This window comes from Agrobacterium larrymoorei (assembly GCF_013322225.1).
In the GTDB taxonomy this organism is placed as follows: domain Bacteria; phylum Pseudomonadota; class Alphaproteobacteria; order Rhizobiales; family Rhizobiaceae; genus Agrobacterium; species Agrobacterium larrymoorei_A.
In genome coordinates, this window is record NZ_JAAMFB010000007.1 from 1 (window position 1) to 13,395 (window position 13,395).

The window sequence follows — 13,395 nt, forward strand, 5'->3', positions numbered from 1 at the left end:
ACTTCAACGCGCTGACGCCAATGATGGTGGCGGCATAATCGAGGCGGAAATCCACTTAGCGAAACGCCCGAAACTGTTCAAACAAACTGAGCCACCTCTTTCCGACCCAATCTGCTCCCGATGCCGAGGGCCGAATGGTGCTCAGGATTAAGGGAAACGATGTATCTGCTGGTGAGGATACGCCCTCGGTGGTTGGGAAAAGCAAAGGCCTAAAGCTGCGATTCTTGATCGCTCCAATTCCATGAGGCAGGTACTCGTCCCATATTCGCAGGCTTTCAATTTCACTAGTTTCCCCGCAAATTGCGCGCAGTCTCGGTTCGTTGATGTTTCGATAGGCACCGTAAAAGCCTACAAGGTTCGAAACGAGATTTTCTCCGCTGAAGCCTGAATTTGTCGCGACCGAGAAAGGAAAGCTGGCCTGCATATTCTCGAATGTACGAGACGCAGCCATAAAGCTTCCTAAAGCAGCGCTTTCTTTTTGCTGCGCAGACAGGCCCTTACGAACCACCCAATGAGCAACCGTAGATACCCTGATGCCCATTCCTCCCATTTCCTGTCCATAGACAACGACAAAAGCTGGCTTTCCATTCAGTCGTACATCCAGACGCTTCAGTAAGGATGACTTCGGCTCCTCCAAATCAATCTGGCTCTTGAGTTCCCGGGCGCTTTCCGGTCGTGCATGACCTCAGTCTATCCAGCCGCAACGGCGCGTATAACTCAACCGTCGCCAACCGCGTTTGTTTGGCATGATGTCATTGCGTCCGGTCATATCAACTCCGCCTCAAAAACTTAATGTGCGGGTCTCAATCGAGAGCTTGCATACGTCCTCGCAGGAGACTTTCGCATAGACGCTTACGCTTTCACCATTTCTGCGTCCGATGCATACGAGATCTGGTTCGGCCTCTCGAAGATCTGTCGCAGGTTCTGAAAGGCCTAATTGGGAGCAGCCGTGCCTCACAGAGCCGATAGCTTCATTACCCGAGCGAAGCGTAATTTCCTGAAATGCGGTTTCAGGCATAGGGCCATCTGCTTGCTCTATTTCTACGGCTCCGAATGATGTTCCCTGAAGCTTTCCAACGCGAACGATCTCCTGAAGAATTTCGGCGCTTGTTCCAGAGCTTTTTATACTCCAGCCCATCTGAGCGGATGCGACATGCGTGCAAAGCAGCGAAAAGATAATCAGCGCGATGATGCTGGTCGCACGTTCCAAGTTCTTTCTAAGCGACATTTCAATCTCTCACGAAAGTCTAGAAGCAATTATGCTTATGCCAAAAGTAGAAATTTTGCGGCAAATGAAAGGAAAATCCCTCTTTGGTTGAGAATTATGCATTAGCCAGGTCTGACGACTTGATCACTTACCTCTCGGCAACCGCACATGGTCGATGAACGCCCTCAATTTTGGGGCCAGATTTCGGCGGCTGGGGTAGTAGAGGTAAAAACCTGCAAAACTCGGGCAGTAATCCTCCAGCATGGATATGAGCTGGCCGCTTTCGATGAAGGGCCGGAAGGTTTCTTCCATGCCGAAGGTGATGCCTGCACCCGAACAGGCGAGCTTGATCATCAACTGCATGTCGTTGGTGGTGAATTCAGGCTCTACCGCAACGGCAAACTCCGTGCCACCCTCCTCAAATTCCCATCGATAGGGCGCAACGCCGGGGCGCGGACGCCAGCCGATGCATTTGTGGTGGATCAGTTCACGCGGATGGGCGGGCAGGGGATGACGGGCCGCATAAGCCGGTGAGCAGACGGCAAGCTGGCGTTGCTCGGCGGAAACCGGCACGGCGATCATGTCCTGCTCGATCAACTCGCCAAGCCGCACTCCGGCGTCATAATGCTCGGCCACGATATCGAACTCCTCATCCGTTACCGTGATATCCAGTTGGACATGCGGCTGCGCCTGCGCGAAGCTCGCCAGCAGCGGGCCGGAGAGCGCCCGCTCCGCAATGGATGAGACCGCAAGCCGCAATTGCCCACGCACCACGCCGCCGAGGGAGGACGCAGCTTCCGCCGCCTGCACCAGACTGCCGATGGAAGGCGAGACGTCGGCATACAATTGCTGACCCGCTTCTGTCAGGCTGACGCTGCGCGTCGTGCGGTGCACCAGCGCAATGCCCATCGTCTCTTCCAGCCTTCGGATCGTCTGGCTGACGGCAGAGCGCGTCACGCCAAGCCGGTCGGCTGTGGCGCGGAAGTTACGTTCGTCTGCCACCATGCAGAAGATCGAGAGAGCGTTCAGATCGATATTCATTGGTTAGAAAATCTACCCAGCGCGTTAAACATTGAGGCGGTTATAGCGACAATGCCATTGAACTATCTTCCTTGCAACAGCGACGCTCTGAGACTGGAGCGGGCTGGTGAACCAAAGGAGATGAACATCATGGCAATGAATAAAGTCGTTCTCATCACGGGTGCATCCAGCGGTATTGGTGTCGGTATCGCCCGTGAACTTGCCAAGACCGGCGCGAAGCTTGTCATTGGCGCGCGTCGTACGGACCGTCTCGAAGCGCTGGCGGAGGAGTTGCGCCAGCAAGGTTCCGAAGTGGTCGCCCATCCGCTCGACGTCACGGATCGCGAAAGCTTCGAAGCGTTTGCCGAGGCGGGCCGCAAGGCCTTCGGCCCCATCGACGTCATCGTCAACAATGCGGGTGTCATGCCGCTTTCGCTGATGTCTTCCATGAAAGTGGAGGAATGGGATCGCATGATCGACGTCAACATCAAGGGCGTACTCTATGGCGTCGCCGCCGTACTGCCCGAAATGACGGCCCGCAAATCCGGCCAGATCGTGAATATCGCTTCGATCGGCGCGCTGTCGGTCGTGCCCACCGCGGCGGTCTATTGCGCGACCAAATTCGCAGTCCGCGCCATTTCAGATGGCCTGCGCCAGGAAAATCAGGACATCCGTGTGACCTGCATTCACCCCGGCGTGACCGAAAGCGAACTGGCCGATACGATCACCGATCCGGTCGCTGCGGATATGATGAAATCCTACCGCGCCACGGCTTTGAAACCCGAAGCCATTGGTCGTGCCGTCCGCTTCGCCATTGAGCAACCTTATGATGTTGATGTGAACGAAATCGTCGTTCGCCCAACTGCAAACCATGGGAATTGAGATGATGAAAACGCTTTTCACGACCACGCTTGCCATCGTGACACTGGTGGCAACCACCGCCGTAAACGCCAACCCGGAGCAGCTGGAAAACCGGCTGCAAAGGGGAGAACAGGTCATCCTCACCCTTAACAACGGTCAGCCACAGCAGAACCTTGAACGTATGCGGCAGGAGTTTCCCTTCCTCGCCGAGGCAACCGAAGGCTATGCACTGGGTGAAGTCTGGTCCCGCCCGGGACTGGACCACCGCACCCGCCAGCTCGCCACCGTCGCCGTTATGGCGGCGCTGGGCGAGAGGGACTTGATGAAGGTCCACGCCGGTTACGCGCTGAATGTCGGCGCAACCGATGAGGAGCTGAAGGAAATGATCTACCTCGTCACCGTGCCCGCCGGCTTTCCGAAGGCGATTGCCGCATCGCAGACGCTCTCGGACCTATTCGAGGAACGCCGCGCCCAGGCAACCGAAGGAGCCAACGAATGAGCATCCTCATCACATCTCTCGCTGTCGCCACATTGGCGGCAGCCGTTGTTGAAGCCAGTCCATCGAAGGGGGTATCCGTGATGAAAACCAGCTCCACCAGTCAGACCACACAGCAAAGCCATCCCTATATCGGCATGTGGGTGACGGGCGACGGCCGCATCCGTCAGGAACTTCTACCGGATGGACGATATGACGAAGCCCGAGGCGCTCGCAAAAGCGCCTATCAGGGTCGATATGAGGTCAATGGCAACCGGATCGAGTATTGGGATGATACGGGATTTACTGCCGATGGCGAGTTTCGGGATGATGTGCTCTATCATGGCGGCATGGTGTTTTATCGGGAGAGGTGAGGGCATGTGAGGGAGGCCGAAGCACGACCCCTCACTTGCGATTTCTAACACTTAGCTGACGCTAAGATGTTGAAATTGCTTTCTCTCATACAAGGGGAGAGATATATCTGCCGCACCTTTGCACCAACTCTTACGGTGAGGTGGGTATCGAAGCGGTGCGCCTTTTCCTCGCCCCTTTTGGGAGAGGATAGAAAACCTCGATCTTCGCAAAGCGAAGTCCTAGGTTTTCTTGGTGAGGGGTTTGCCTTTAATCTCTAAAATAGAACACCCTACCGCCGCAAACTCCCCAGAATCCCACGCACGAGCGCCCGCCCCACCGATGTCGCCACCGAGCGCGCCGCACTCTTCATCGCGGCCTCGATCACCGTTTCACGCTGATATCCGCCACCGCTTTTTCGCGGCGCCGCGCCGGCGCCCGTTGTGGACGCCTGCTTCGGTTCATCGTCTCCGAAGCCCGGCAGCTTCCAGCGGCTCGAGGCACTGTCCGGCTGGTTGGCCTGCTCCTCCGCCGCGCGCTTGGCGGCCTCCGCCTCCGCTGCCTTTTGCGCGCGTGCGGCAAGAATTTCGAATGCGGATTCTCGGTCTACGTCCTGATCGTAGAGCCCGGCAACGGGGCTCGACGCCATGATGCTGCGGCGCTCGTCATCGCTCACCGGACCGACACGGCCAGAGGGCGGGCGGACCAGCGTGCGTTCCACGATGGAGGGCGCGCCTTTTTCCTGAAGCGTCGAGACCAGAGCCTCACCGGTGCCAAGCGTGGTGATGGCGTCTGCCGTGTTGATAGCGGGGTTCTGACGGAACGTATCGGCGGCGGTCTTTACCGCCTTCTGCTCACGCGGCGTATAGGCGCGAAGCGCGTGCTGAACGCGGTTGCCGAGCTGGGCCAGAACGGTTTCCGGCACGTCCAGCGGGTTCTGCGTGACGAAATAAACGCCGACGCCCTTGGAGCGGATGAGGCGCACGACCTGCTCCACACGCTCCACCAGCACACGCGGCGCATCGTTAAACAGCAGATGCGCCTCATCGAAAAAGAAGACCAGCTTCGGCTTGGCGGGATCACCCACTTCCGGCAGTTCCTCGAACAGTTCCGACAGCATCCACAGAAGGAAAGTGCCGTAGAGGCGCGGGTTCATCATCAGCTTGTCGGCCGCCAGAACGGAAATCGTGCCGCGTCCATCGCTGGTGGTGCGCATGATGTCAGAGATTTTCAGCGCCGGTTCACCGAAGAAATGTTCCGCCCCCTGTTGTTCCAGCACCAGAAGCCCGCGTTGCAGAGAACCGACGGATGACTTGGAAATGAGGCCGAACTGATTGGAAAGCTCGCTCGCGTGCTCGCCCATATAGTTGAGCAGCGATTGCAAATCCTTGAGATCCAAGAGCGGCAGGCCGCCCTGATCGGCAATCTTGAAAGCGATGTTGAGAACACCCTCCTGCGCCTCGGATGCATCCATCAGCCGCGCCAGAAGCAGCGGCCCCATTTCCGCAATGGTGGCACGCACGCGGTGGCCCTTTTCGCCGTAAAGGTCCCAGAAGATCACGGGGAACTGCTCGAAGGAGAGGTCGGTAAAGCCGATCTGTTCGGCCCGCTTCGTCACCCAGTCCTTGGCCTCGCCGGGCTTTGCGATGCCGGAAAGATCGCCCTTGATATCGGCGCAGAACACCGGCACGCCCGCCTTGGCGAAACCTTCCGCCAGCACCTGCAAAGACACCGTCTTGCCGGTGCCGGTCGCGCCCGTTATCAGGCCGTGGCGGTTGCCGAAGCGGAAATCAAGATATTCGCCCTTGTTCAAGCTGTCGTCGGGATTGCGGCTCGTGCCGATATAAAGCTTTCCGTCCTGCAACATCTGGCGTTCCCTCCGTGAGATTTGGGCAGTTTTTACCCTTTATCCAATCTTCGCAATATACTTATAGGAACTGTTTCCGACCTCAACAACTGTTTGATAAGCTTGGAATTGAAGGCATTGGAAAAGCCGTTGCAAGGTCTTTGCGCGGCCTTGAGTCTGCGTTTCATTTGTTTTACGTTGACGTGAACGTCATTTTCGCATTCAGGAGGAATTTATGAGCGAAATCGTAACCCAGGTCGCCGATAGAGTGGGCATTGCCCCCGATCAGGCAGAAAAAGCCCTCGGCATGATGCTGGGCTTCCTCCAGCGCGAGGCCGATGACGCGGCGGTCGCCAAGATGATCGAATCCATGCCCGGCGCACCTGAACTGGTCGCCCGTTTCAACGGCGAGGGCCAGGGCGGCGGCGGTCTGCTCGGCGGCCTGATGAGCGCCATCGGCGGCGGCGGGATCATGGGGCTTGGCCAGCAGTTGATGAGCCAGGGCCTCGGCATGGGTGAAATCTCCGCCCTCGCCAAGACCACGATCTCGATTGCCCGCGAACATGCCGGTGATGAAGTGGTGGACAAGGTTATTGCTTCGGTGCCGGGCCTGAGCCAGTTCGCGTAATACATTTCCTCATTCCTGTCCTCGTGACAGGAATCCAGTCAGCCCAGTCCTGGGCTGAGAGAGTCTTCCTGCCGCGCAGGCGCGCGGCAACTGGATTCCTGTGACAAGCACAGGAATGAGGGAAGATGGCCGTTATTTCAGGCGCGGAGAATGCTCTTCAAAAGCCTTCCGCGCCTTTTCTATCTCCGCATGGTGCGTTTCTGCCCAGATCCACACGCCGCAAAAGGCGCTACCCAGCGTCTTGCCGAGATGCGTCAAGCTGTAGTCCACATGGGGCGGAATGACGGGATGCACGGTGCGCTTGACCAGTCCGTCGCATTCCATCTGGCGCAGCGTTTTCGTCAGCATCTTCTGGCTGATATCACCCACGATCCTGCCAATCTGCGTGAAGCGTAAGGTACCGTTATCCTCCAGCGCTTCAAGGATCAGCATCGTCCATTTGTCGGCCACCTTGGCGATGATATCCTGAACCAGTGCCTCTATCACCGGGTCGGTCTCTTGAGGCGGCGGGTGCTTGCGTCTGTCTTCGATCTCGGGATCGGCCAAATGCCTTTTCATGTGTGACACTCTCTTTTGGGTAAGTATAAATCTTTCGGGTGCCTACTTTCGATTGGAGAGCATCTTAGCTAACTTGGTCTCATCCAACAAGAGAGGATAAGCCCGATGAAAATAACCGGTAACACAGTTCTCATCACCGGCGGCGGTTCCGGCATTGGCCGGGCGCTGGCCGAAGCCTTTCATGCGCTTGGCAACAAGGTCATCATTTCCGGCCGCCGCCAGACTGCGCTGGATGCGGTAACGCAGGCGAACCCCGGCATGGTTTCGGTGGTCATGGATGCAACCGAGGCAGACGGCATACGTAGCTTTGCCGATAAACTGACGCGCGACCACCCGGACCTCAACGTCGTCATCAACAATGCCGGCATCATGAAGAACGAGGACATCAAGGCAGCACCCGATTATCTTGAGACGGCCGAGGAAACCATATCCACCAATCTGCTGGCACCGATCCGCCTCACAGCAGCTTTGCTTCCGCATTTCCTGCAAAAGCCCGCAGCGGCAGTGCTCACCGTCTCATCCGGGCTCGCCTTCGTGCCGATGGTGGTAACGCCCACCTACAGCGCGACGAAATCCGCCATCCACGCCTATTCGATGGCGCTGCGCGAGCAGTTGAAAGACACACCGGTCGAAGTCATCGAAATCGTGCCGCCTTATGTGCAGACGACGCTACAGGGCGAGCATCAGGCCACAGACGAACGCGCCATGCCGCTCGAGGATTATATTTCGGAAGTGATGGATATTCTGACGAACCGACCGGACGAAAAGGAAGTGGTTGTCGAGCGCTGTAAGCCGCTGAGATTTGCGGCGGAGAGTGGCAATTTCGATCAGGTATTCGGGACGGTGAATGGGATGCATGGGTGAGTGCAGCCCGTAAGGTCTGAGCGCGGGGCAAGACCCCTCACTTGCAATTTCTAACACTTAAGCTGCGCTTAAGATGTTGAAATTGCTTTCTCTCCCACAAGGGGAGAGATATATGTGCTGCGCCGTCGCATCTACTCTCGCCTCTGAGAAGATGTAGCAGCGGCGCGGCAGGTTACCTCTACCCTTGTGGGAGAGGAAGAAAAATCATGGTCTTAGCTTCAGCTAAGTCATAGATTTTTCAGGTGAGGGGTCGCGCTTCATACGCCAATCAATCATCCCATTCCGGCGCCAGATGACCCGGATTGACAATCCGGCCATCCTTCTTCGCCAATGCGAAGATCGCCTTCATCTCCTCGTCCGAAAGCTCGAAATCGAAAATGTCGAAATTCTCGCTCAGGCGGCTTTCGGTGGCGGTTTTGGAGAGGGCGATGATGTCGGGTTGCTGCACGGCCCAGCGCAGTGCGACCTGGGCGGCCGTCTTGCCGTGTTTGGAGCCGATGTCTTTCAGCACGTCGTCATTCGGTACTTTACCGTCTGCCATCAGATAGTAAGCCGTAATCGAGATACCGTGTCTGCGGGCGGCTTCGATGACCTTGGTCTGGTCGAGATAGGGATGATACTCGATCTGGTTGTTGGCAATCGGCGCATCAGAGAGCTTCACGGCCTCATCCATCAGCGCGACGTTGAAGTTGGAAATGCCGATGTTGCGCACCTTGCCCGCCTTGCGGACTTCGTTCAGCGCGCCGATGCGCTCTGCCAGCGGCACGTCGCTCTGTGGCCAGTGCAGCAGCAGAAGATCGACGTAATCGGTCTTCAGTTTCGTCAGGCTTTCATCGACAGAGGCGAGGAAGTCGTCGTGTTTGAAACGGTCGACCCAAACCTTCGTGGTCAGGAAGATATCGCCGCGTGCAATGCCGGAACTGGCGATGGCGTCGCCCACCGCAGCCTCGTTCTTGTAGACCTGAGCCGTATCCACATGGCGGAAGCCGAGCTTCAAAGCTTGTGGAAGGATGCTATGCACATCGTCTTCCGGCATGCGGAACGTGCCGAAACCGAGGGCCGGAATATTCGCGCCATTGGCGTTCACTGTCTGCATGGTGTTTTCTCCATTTTTGGGGAGTTGGCCCCGCAGGTGCGGGGCAGGAAAGGTTCGTTTATTAAGTGTGTCAGGCCGCGTTTGGTTCAAGCCGGTTGCGCAAGATTTGCGCGGCGACGGTCGAGGCTGGCGCTGATCAGCGTCAAAATCAGTGCGCCAGCGACCAGAATTGCGCCGACCCATGGCGTGGCACTAAGACCAAGAGGCGAGGCGACGACAAGCCCGCCAATCCATGCGCCAACGGCGATGCCGAGATTGAACGCAGCGATGTTCAGCGCCGAGGCCACATCCACCGCGCCGGGGCGGAAGCGCTTGGCAAGCTGCACCACGTAAAGCTGGAGGCCCGGCACGTTGGCGAATGAAAGGAAGCCGAGTGCAACGAGCGTGACCAGAGCTGCTGGGGCAGACGGCGCGGTGAAGGTGAATATCAACAGCACCACTGCCTGAAAGGCGAATAGCCAGCTCAGCGCCTTCACCGGGTCACGGTCTGCAATGCGCCCACCGCCGAGATTGCCAGCGGCAATGGCCAGGCCATAGAGAACCAGAACGAGGCTGACAGTGCTTTCCGCAAAACCGGTAATTTCCTGCAGAATCGATGCCAGAAAGGTGAAGGCGACGAATGTGCCGCCATAGCCGAGCGCTGTCATGCCGAAGACCAGCAGCAGCCGACCGGAGGCAAGCACACGCACCTGATCCATCAGGCTGGCGGCTGGTGCTTTCTTGAGGTTGGCGGGCAGAAGGGCGGCAATACCGAGAAAGGCGACGACGCCCAATCCGGCGACGGCCCAGAATGTGGCGCGCCAGCCGAAGGTTTGACCGATCAGCGTGCCAAGCGGGACGCCGGTGACGATGGCAACGGTCAGGCCCATGAACATCATGGCAATGGCCGACGCACGGCGGTTTTCCGGCACCAGGTCGGCGGCAATTGTTGCGCCGACGGAGAAGAATACGCCATGCGCGAAGGCTGAGATCACCCGCGCCACGAGCAGCATTCCATAGCTCGGGCTCAAGGCCGCCGCAGTGTTGCCGACGATGAAGAGCCCCATCAAGCCAAGCAGAAGCGGCTTGCGGTTGATGCCGCCGGTCAACGCGGTGAGGATGGGCGCGCCAAAGGTAACGCCCAAGGCATAGACCGAGACGATGAGACCTGCGAGCGGGAGCGTGATGTGAAGATCATTCGCGACCGTAGGCAGCAGCCCAACGATCACGAATTCAGTGGTGCCGATTGCGTAGGCCGCAATCGTCAAAGCAAAAAGAGCCAGGGGCATTGTCGTGCCTTTTCTGCCTGCGTCAGCGCAGGCTTTGAAAGAAGAAGGTGGGTCGGCACGCAATATCGGCATCGAGGACTTGTTTGATAATCCCTATTAATCGATAATCATTTGTGAATTGAAGTCACAGGTGAACCATGGATAACCGTGCTGGAGAAATGGAAGTTTTCGTCATGGCGGCAGAGCTGAAGAGCTTTTCCGCCGCAGGGCGACGCTTGAAGCTGTCACCTTCTGCCGTCGGAAAGCTTGTCTCGCGCGTGGAGGAGCGGCTGGGAACGCGTCTTCTGGTGCGCTCGACAAGAACACTGGAATTGACACCGGAAGGCGAGATCTATCTTCGCCGCGCGCGTCGTATTCTCAAAGAGATCGATGAGACTGAGGAGCTTGTCGCGGGCGGGCGGGAAGAGGCGAGGGGCCTGCTGCGCGTCAATTGCTCCGTGGGCTTTGGAGAGCGCTGCATCCTGCCGCTTGTAGGTGAGTTTTCCGCGCGCCATCCCAGAGTGCGGCTGGATCTGACGCTGACGGACGGCGTGATCGACCTCATCGGCGAACGCACCGATATCGCCATTCGCGTCGGACCCATGCGCGACTCCTCGTTGATGGCGCGTCGACTGTTTTCAAGCAAACGGGTGATTGTGGCTTCGCCGGATTATCTGGAGAAAAACGGCGTACCGAAAACGCCGGAGGATCTGGACCGGCACAATTGCATCGGCTTCAACTTCCGCCGCAGTCTCGATGAGTGGCCGTTTCGCAACCCCGGAACGGAGGCAGTGTATACCAGGGCGATCACCGGCAATATTCTGGTTTCCAGCGGCTCCATCAAGCGGCAATTATGCCTGCTTGGCATCGGCATTGGCCGGATCGGTGAATTCCATGTTCGCCAGGATATCGATGCTGGGCTGCTGGTGCCGGTGCTGGAAGATTATAATGGCGGGGACCTGGAACTGGTCCATGCCGTCTATGCGGGACACGAGCATCTTTCTGCCCGCATCCGCGCCTTCATAGACTTCCTGGTGGAGCGGGTCGATCAGGCGTTGATCAGCTCGTCAGTCGCGGCGAAGTGATCACCCGCTTGAACAGAGCCGACATGGCATCTGTAATACCCTGCGTCGGGCTGACTTCGAAGAACAGGCCGGGTGTGGCGCATTCCTGCATTTTGGTGGAGATTTGCGACTGGAAGGGCTTGATCCAGCTATTGTACCAGCTGTTGGTCGGCAGCGGCAGATAGGTGGTGTAAAGCACGGCGATGCGGAAACCCTTCTGCTTCAACTGGCCGCAGACCTTGGTATCGATAGGCTCCTGACAGCGACCGCCCGTCAGCTTTTTGGTGCAGCCTGAGGGCTTATAGCTGTCGCCGACACCGTCCGAAACGAAGAAAACGACCTTGTCCGTATCTGCGGTGCTGGTGCCGTTACCGGATTTGCCGATCTTGGAGCCGATCTGCTTCAGTGCGCTGTCGAAGTCCGTCTGCTGGTCGTTGTTATAGCCCTGGTAGGGAATCGACATCAAATCGATGCCGCTTGCCTTCTTCTTCGCCGTTACGAGATCGGAGGTCAGCGGTACGACTTCCAGAAGCTTGGTATCTTCCGCCTTTTCGCCGAAGGTGTAGACGGCCATGCGATATTGATCATTGCTTCTGCGTGTACTTGTGGCGGTGTCCATCAGGCTTGCGGTTGCCTGCGCCACCACGTTGATGCGGGTGGTCACGCCCAGCGATTTCGCCTTGAAATAATAGCTGTTTTTATCCGCCACGCCGTCTTTCACGATGTGGCAGGCAAAAGCGCATTTGTCGCTGGTGTTGGCAACCAGTTTTTCCACGTCCGCAGGCGTGGCGCCCACGCCCATCGAAGGCGTGTTGTCCAGCAGCAGATAGAAATCGCTGAACATTTCCGTCTCGTATTTCGCCGTCGCCTTTCCACTGACCGTCACAAATTCCTTGCCGAGCAGTTGTGTCAGCGAGGTCTTGACGGTTGCCTTGAACTCGACCGCCGCCTGCACAACATTGCCCTTCTTTTCAACGGACACCGCTACATTCTCGACATCGTAGTCTTCTCGACCGGTAGCATCAGATCCGAAAAAATTCATCGCCTCACCGTCCGGCAATTCGATCTTTCCGTCGCCGGACATCTTGCGCGCGGCTTCGACCTGCGGCGATGCTTTCGCGACCGCCGAGAGAACGGCGGCATCTGCCGCATTCTGCAAATCGGCCTTCACTGCCATTGCCTGAGAAATATCGAGGGCCACCCCCGCAGCACCGAAAAGCGGCACCATCAACAGTGCTGAAAGCACGCCGAAGTTTCCTGCCTTATCCTTCAAGAAATGTCGCACGGCTACCCCCAAGAAAACCGGTTTATCATGCGAGTTATATGATGGATGCCTTTAGGAGATGTTGCTTGAGATAAATAATTTCCTCTAAATATATTGGCTCGTAAAGTAATTATCCGGTCGATATAAAGTTCACGATGCGGCGTTTCAGGAGGTGAATGTGTCGCGCTCACGGCGTCTTCTTGAACTGTTGCAGATTTTGCGCGCCCATCGTCACCCTGTTCGCGGGGTCGAACTGGCGGATGCGACGGGTATCAGCCTGCGCACGCTCTATCGCGATATCGCAACGCTTCAGGCGCAGGGCGCGAATATTGAGGGGGAAGCGGGCGTTGGTTATGTGCTGCGCCCCGGCTATCTGTTGCCCCCGCTGATGTTTTCCGAAGCGGAAATCGAGGCGCTGGTGCTCGGCTCCCGCTGGGTCGCGGGCAGGGCGGATGGCTCAATGGCGGCAGCGGCCAGCGCCGCCCTTGCCAAGATTTCTGCCGTCTTGCCGGAGGAACTGGCGGAGGAGCTTGAAAACTCGACCCTTCTCATCGGCCCTGGCAAGATTGTAGAGATGCCCCATATCGATCTTGCAATCATCCGCTCCACCATTCGCAGCGAAATGAAGGCCACGATAGACTACGCGGATGAAAACGGGCGCAGCAGCCAACGCACCATCTGGCCCTTTGCGCTTGCCTTCTTCGATCAGGTCCGGGTCGTTCTGGCATGGTGCGAGCTGCGGCAGGATTATCGAAGCTTTCGCGCAGACCGCATATCCTCCTTCCAGCCTCTTGCGCACAGATACTCGAAGCGACGGCAGAAATTACTCAAGGACTGGCGCGTGATGATGGCGGAACCCCGGGAAAACACTGCTGACATAAACTGACAGTAGCCGATCTTAAAGTCTCCTCATC

Annotated in this window: 15 protein-coding genes; 7 read left to right on the plus strand and 8 right to left on the minus strand. The window is 57.5% G+C overall.

All coding sequences use genetic code 11. The annotated features are described in order from the left end of the window. Nucleotides 1-55: 55 nt before the first annotated feature. From G6L28_RS03165 to G6L28_RS03175, 3 genes are all read right to left on the minus strand, one after another. A complete protein-coding gene (locus tag G6L28_RS03165; RefSeq protein ID WP_174062339.1) occupies nucleotides 56-541 on the minus strand; it encodes a hypothetical protein in 486 nt (161 codons plus the stop codon). A 240-nt stretch (nucleotides 542-781) separates the two neighbouring features. Further along, nucleotides 782-1,228, minus strand: a complete 447-nt coding sequence (locus G6L28_RS03170; protein WP_174062340.1) for a hypothetical protein — start codon at nucleotides 1,226-1,228, stop codon at nucleotides 782-784. A gap of 123 nt (nucleotides 1,229-1,351) precedes the next feature. Beyond that, on the minus strand, nucleotides 1,352-2,248 hold the full coding sequence (locus tag G6L28_RS03175) for a LysR family transcriptional regulator (RefSeq protein ID WP_174062341.1): 897 nt from the start codon (nucleotides 2,246-2,248) through the stop codon (nucleotides 1,352-1,354). Nucleotides 2,249-2,377: 129 nt separating this feature from the next. Between G6L28_RS03175 and G6L28_RS03180 the strand changes: the two genes are divergently transcribed. From G6L28_RS03180 to G6L28_RS03190, 3 genes are read left to right on the plus strand one after another with little or no spacing between them, the layout of a single operon-like run. Then, nucleotides 2,378-3,109, plus strand: coding sequence for an SDR family oxidoreductase (locus G6L28_RS03180; RefSeq protein WP_174062342.1), 732 nt, complete (start codon nucleotides 2,378-2,380; stop codon nucleotides 3,107-3,109). A gap of 4 nt (nucleotides 3,110-3,113) precedes the next feature. After that, a complete protein-coding gene (locus tag G6L28_RS03185; protein WP_174062443.1) occupies nucleotides 3,114-3,587 on the plus strand; it encodes a carboxymuconolactone decarboxylase family protein in 474 nt (157 codons plus the stop codon). Further along, nucleotides 3,584-3,937, plus strand: coding sequence for an Atu4866 domain-containing protein (locus tag G6L28_RS03190; protein ID WP_174062343.1), 354 nt, complete (start codon nucleotides 3,584-3,586; stop codon nucleotides 3,935-3,937). The genes G6L28_RS03185 and G6L28_RS03190 overlap by 4 nt, the downstream gene beginning before the upstream one ends. Before the next feature lie 269 nt (nucleotides 3,938-4,206). On the opposite strand, the gene G6L28_RS03195 is transcribed toward G6L28_RS03190, so the two are convergent. Then, on the minus strand, nucleotides 4,207-5,781 hold the full coding sequence (locus tag G6L28_RS03195) for a helicase HerA-like C-terminal domain-containing protein (protein ID WP_174062344.1): 1,575 nt from the start codon (nucleotides 5,779-5,781) through the stop codon (nucleotides 4,207-4,209). Nucleotides 5,782-5,995: 214 nt separating this feature from the next. On the opposite strand from G6L28_RS03195, the gene G6L28_RS03200 reads away from it, so the two are divergent. Beyond that, nucleotides 5,996-6,388 carry a DUF937 domain-containing protein gene (locus tag G6L28_RS03200; protein WP_174062345.1) on the plus strand — a complete coding sequence of 131 codons (393 nt, stop codon included), beginning with the start codon at nucleotides 5,996-5,998 and terminating at the stop codon, nucleotides 6,386-6,388. A gap of 132 nt (nucleotides 6,389-6,520) precedes the next feature. On the opposite strand, the gene G6L28_RS03205 is transcribed toward G6L28_RS03200, so the two are convergent. Beyond that, nucleotides 6,521-6,946, minus strand: coding sequence for a winged helix-turn-helix transcriptional regulator (locus tag G6L28_RS03205; RefSeq protein ID WP_174062346.1), 426 nt, complete (start codon nucleotides 6,944-6,946; stop codon nucleotides 6,521-6,523). A 105-nt stretch (nucleotides 6,947-7,051) separates the two neighbouring features. On the opposite strand from G6L28_RS03205, the gene G6L28_RS03210 reads away from it, so the two are divergent. Next, a complete protein-coding gene (locus G6L28_RS03210) occupies nucleotides 7,052-7,810 on the plus strand; it encodes an SDR family oxidoreductase (protein WP_174062347.1) in 759 nt (252 codons plus the stop codon). A gap of 268 nt (nucleotides 7,811-8,078) precedes the next feature. On the opposite strand, the gene G6L28_RS03215 is transcribed toward G6L28_RS03210, so the two are convergent. After that, the gene (locus G6L28_RS03215; protein WP_174062348.1) at nucleotides 8,079-8,906 is read right to left on the minus strand and encodes an aldo/keto reductase; all 828 of its coding nucleotides are present in this window, start codon (nucleotides 8,904-8,906) and stop codon (nucleotides 8,079-8,081) included. A gap of 86 nt (nucleotides 8,907-8,992) precedes the next feature. Then, nucleotides 8,993-10,174 carry an MFS transporter gene (locus tag G6L28_RS03220; RefSeq protein ID WP_174062349.1) on the minus strand — a complete coding sequence of 394 codons (1,182 nt, stop codon included), beginning with the start codon at nucleotides 10,172-10,174 and terminating at the stop codon, nucleotides 8,993-8,995. 137 nt (nucleotides 10,175-10,311) lie between these two features. Here G6L28_RS03220 and G6L28_RS03225 point away from each other — a divergent pair, with 137 nt between their 5' ends. Continuing rightward, nucleotides 10,312-11,238, plus strand: coding sequence for a LysR family transcriptional regulator (locus G6L28_RS03225; protein ID WP_174062350.1), 927 nt, complete (start codon nucleotides 10,312-10,314; stop codon nucleotides 11,236-11,238). Here G6L28_RS03225 and G6L28_RS03230 read toward each other — a convergent pair. Beyond that, nucleotides 11,213-12,502 carry a pilus assembly protein TadG-related protein gene (locus tag G6L28_RS03230; RefSeq protein WP_174062351.1) on the minus strand — a complete coding sequence of 430 codons (1,290 nt, stop codon included), beginning with the start codon at nucleotides 12,500-12,502 and terminating at the stop codon, nucleotides 11,213-11,215. The genes G6L28_RS03225 and G6L28_RS03230 overlap by 26 nt on opposite strands. A 157-nt stretch (nucleotides 12,503-12,659) precedes the next feature. Between G6L28_RS03230 and G6L28_RS03235 the strand changes: the two genes are divergently transcribed. Next, nucleotides 12,660-13,367, plus strand: coding sequence for an HTH domain-containing protein (locus G6L28_RS03235; protein ID WP_174062352.1), 708 nt, complete (start codon nucleotides 12,660-12,662; stop codon nucleotides 13,365-13,367). The last annotated feature ends 28 nt before the right edge of the window (nucleotides 13,368-13,395 follow it).

Excerpts from the sequence above, each read along its gene's own strand:
- G6L28_RS03210 (WP_174062347.1), top strand. The coding sequence starts at position 7,052 with ATGAAAATAACCGGTAACACAGTTCTCATCACCGGCGGCGGTTCCGGC.
- G6L28_RS03195 (WP_174062344.1), bottom strand. The coding sequence starts at position 5,781 with ATGTTGCAGGACGGAAAGCTTTATATCGGCACGAGCCGCAATCCCGAC.
- G6L28_RS03190 (WP_174062343.1), top strand. The coding sequence starts at position 3,584 with ATGAGCATCCTCATCACATCTCTCGCTGTCGCCACATTGGCGGCAGCC.
- G6L28_RS03165 (WP_174062339.1), bottom strand. The coding sequence starts at position 541 with ATGGGCATCAGGGTATCTACGGTTGCTCATTGGGTGGTTCGTAAGGGC.
- G6L28_RS03220 (WP_174062349.1), bottom strand. The coding sequence starts at position 10,174 with ATGCCCCTGGCTCTTTTTGCTTTGACGATTGCGGCCTACGCAATCGGC.
- G6L28_RS03185 (WP_174062443.1), top strand. The coding sequence starts at position 3,114 with ATGAAAACGCTTTTCACGACCACGCTTGCCATCGTGACACTGGTGGCA.
- G6L28_RS03175 (WP_174062341.1), bottom strand. The coding sequence starts at position 2,248 with ATGAATATCGATCTGAACGCTCTCTCGATCTTCTGCATGGTGGCAGAC.
- G6L28_RS03200 (WP_174062345.1), top strand. The coding sequence starts at position 5,996 with ATGAGCGAAATCGTAACCCAGGTCGCCGATAGAGTGGGCATTGCCCCC.
- G6L28_RS03180 (WP_174062342.1), top strand. The coding sequence starts at position 2,378 with ATGGCAATGAATAAAGTCGTTCTCATCACGGGTGCATCCAGCGGTATT.
- G6L28_RS03215 (WP_174062348.1), bottom strand. The coding sequence starts at position 8,906 with ATGCAGACAGTGAACGCCAATGGCGCGAATATTCCGGCCCTCGGTTTC.
- G6L28_RS03205 (WP_174062346.1), bottom strand. The coding sequence starts at position 6,946 with ATGAAAAGGCATTTGGCCGATCCCGAGATCGAAGACAGACGCAAGCAC.
- G6L28_RS03170 (WP_174062340.1), bottom strand. The coding sequence starts at position 1,228 with ATGTCGCTTAGAAAGAACTTGGAACGTGCGACCAGCATCATCGCGCTG.
- G6L28_RS03225 (WP_174062350.1), top strand. The coding sequence starts at position 10,312 with ATGGATAACCGTGCTGGAGAAATGGAAGTTTTCGTCATGGCGGCAGAG.